The 2558-nt window shown below is 22.6% G+C and carries 4 protein-coding genes; 1 reads left to right on the top strand and 3 read right to left on the bottom strand.

Features of this window, described 5'->3' with window-relative positions; translation table 11 throughout:
- A partial coding sequence (locus Q0V08_RS11460; RefSeq protein WP_297434846.1) for a hypothetical protein occupies window positions 1-185 on the bottom strand: 185 nt, incomplete at its 3' end.
- A gap of 222 nt (window positions 186-407) precedes the next feature.
- Here Q0V08_RS11460 and Q0V08_RS11455 point away from each other — a divergent pair.
- Window positions 408-1457, top strand: a complete 1050-nt coding sequence (locus tag Q0V08_RS11455; protein ID WP_297434845.1) for a hypothetical protein — start codon at window positions 408-410, stop codon at window positions 1455-1457.
- Window positions 1458-1470: 13 nt separating this feature from the next.
- Here Q0V08_RS11455 and blaOXA read toward each other — a convergent pair whose 3' ends face one another.
- Complete coding sequence (gene blaOXA, locus Q0V08_RS11450; RefSeq protein WP_297434844.1) at window positions 1471-2268, bottom strand: class D beta-lactamase; 798 nt, start codon at window positions 2266-2268, stop codon at window positions 1471-1473.
- Window positions 2269-2353: 85 nt separating this feature from the next.
- On the bottom strand, window positions 2354-2558 hold a 205-nt coding region (locus Q0V08_RS11445; protein WP_297434843.1), incomplete at its 5' end, for a hypothetical protein.

Raw genomic sequence — 2558 nt, 5'->3', positions numbered from 1 at the left:
CTATTAGAGATATTTTCCTTCAAATTATATTCATACATTAACTGTCTGTTTAATTTATTACTTTTCATATTATATTCATATGCCAATTGATTCCTTGTATTTTTTAATTCTTTATTTTTTTCGTTATCAACTGAACAATACCCTATCACAACTAAACACAAAATGAAACTAGATACTTTACCCATAAAATGCCTCCTTTTATTTGTTGTACTATAAGTATAGCTTTCACTTTTATTAAAGTCAATTTTAATTGAAATAACTTTCTTTAATTATAATTTTCATTTTTATGTAACACATGTGTTACGTAAAAAAAAAAAATTTATTATTGATTTTTCTACTCTTTTTTGTGCTATAATTCTCATGAATTCAAATACAAATTTTTAGGAAATATTTTGTTGGAGGAATTTATGAAAACTTATAAATCAAACTTTAATTTAATTAAAAATTTTCAAAAAAAATATATAATTCTGTTATTCATAATTTTATTAACTCCATTTAAATTACACGGAAACTCCATACATCCAAATTTAGAATTAGAGTTATTTAAAAATGAAATTACAAGAGTCAATGGGCTTCTTAAATTTGAAAAGATTAAAAATAGATATAATATTATTTTTGAAATATCTAAAAATAATAGAACAATTCTTTTAGATACACAAAATATAAAAACAAAAGTTAAAGATGTTTTTTTATATGATACTAACAAAGATAGCGTTAACGAAATATTTATCATTTATTATGAAAATGGTAAAAATTATTTAGAAGGGTATTCTCTTACGAATTTAACTATGGAAGAAGAGGATTACCAAGAGGATGAAGCTACAGAATTTTTTAAAACATTTAATGATATAACTTCTAATAAAATAAATAGTCAAATTGCAAACATTAAAAACTTTAATGTTAATCTAGCTAAAAAAGAGTTAGAAAAATTAACTCCATATTATAAAGTTATAAATTTTAATAATTATAGTTTATGGGATGAATTTAGAAACAATAACAAAGAGGAACATTCTGATAAAATCTCTTTTTATCAATATGAACTCCTTCCTCAAGACTACGAAAAATTTAATCTTCAAAAATATTTTAAAATTTATTCATTGGATAATTTAAATTTTATAAAATATATTAATAGTGATAATATTTTATTTAGTAATGGGAAATATTATTTTCTATTTCAAATTCACCAACTAGGATCAATAACTTTAGAAGAAGTTTTTCAAGGAAAGATTACAGATGAAGTTATTATAAAAAATGGTAGGTATTTTAGCTCTTTAGAAAATGGATACTATGAAAAGAATATTAAAATTGGCACTTGGAACTCCTACGAATATTTGGAAGAATTTAAATGCTATCTCCCTGTAAAAAAATATTTTACCAAAGGTATATTAACTAAAAAAGATATTGTTTATAGGAAATTAGGAAAACTTTATAAAGTATCTTCCCGCTCTAAATTTTAGGCGGGAAGTTTTTTTATAATACCCCTAAAACTTTTAAAGAATCTTTTGCTATTTCTTCTCGTTTAGGTAAATCTTTTCCATCTTTCATCTCTAAATTAATTGCAAAACTATAAATTTCTCCATTTTTTTCTACCCAACCAACAAACCAACCAACAGGTATTTCTATATTTGATGTAGCCCATCCTGTTTTTCCATGTAGTGTCCAACTTTCTGTGCTCTCTAAAATAGTTATATCTTGAATCTGTTTTTGATTATTTTCAGAATATGGAAGTTCACCATTAGCCAATTTAGCTAATAACTCACATTGCTCAACAGCACTAATTTTTAAAGGTCCTCTTAACCAAAATTGATCAACTTTTTTTCCTAGTTGTTTATTTCCAAAATTTAATTTATTAATTTCATTTTGCATTTTTTCAATTCCAATTTTTCTAGCTAAAAGTTGATAAGCTGGAACTTGTGAAACCTTTATAGCATATCTTAGACTAGAATCTTGTGCCCAGTTTTTTAAAAATACTTTTTCACCATTATATTTATAAAAAACTTCATCTACATTTTTTATAACTCCAGTTTCTAATCCAATCAAGGAATTATATATTTTAAAAGTGGATGCTGGGTAAAATCTTTCTTCTGCTCTTTCTTTATTATATCCTATAAAACTATTATTTTGAGGATTATAAAGCACAAAAGTTCCTTTTACTTGATTTTCTTGAAATATTTTCTCAATTTTTTTACTATTTGTAAAATTTAGTGCCAATACTTGTAATGAGAAAATAAAAAAAATATTTACTAAATAAAAAATTCTTTTTTTCATAATACAATAAACTCCTTTAATTTTTTTGTTACTTATTATACACCATTACTAATAACTTGAATAGTTTAATTATATTAGAAAAATTTTAGTAGATAATAAAATATTTTTTTATAAATTCAAATAATTCTTCACTATTTTTAAAACTCATATCTACATTTAATTTAGAATTGACAAATTGAATAACTCCAAAGGGTTTAAAATATAACTCGTAATCATTATAAAAAGCATTTACACTATTTAAAATTTCAAATATCTTATCAATTTTTGTAATTGGTTGAGCATCTTTAGTT

Source organism: uncultured Cetobacterium sp. (assembly GCF_947038635.1).
In the GTDB taxonomy this organism is placed as follows: domain Bacteria; phylum Fusobacteriota; class Fusobacteriia; order Fusobacteriales; family Fusobacteriaceae; genus Cetobacterium_A.
The sequence above is the reverse complement of the archived record's forward strand: the minus strand, read 5'-3'. Positions and strand labels throughout refer to the sequence as shown.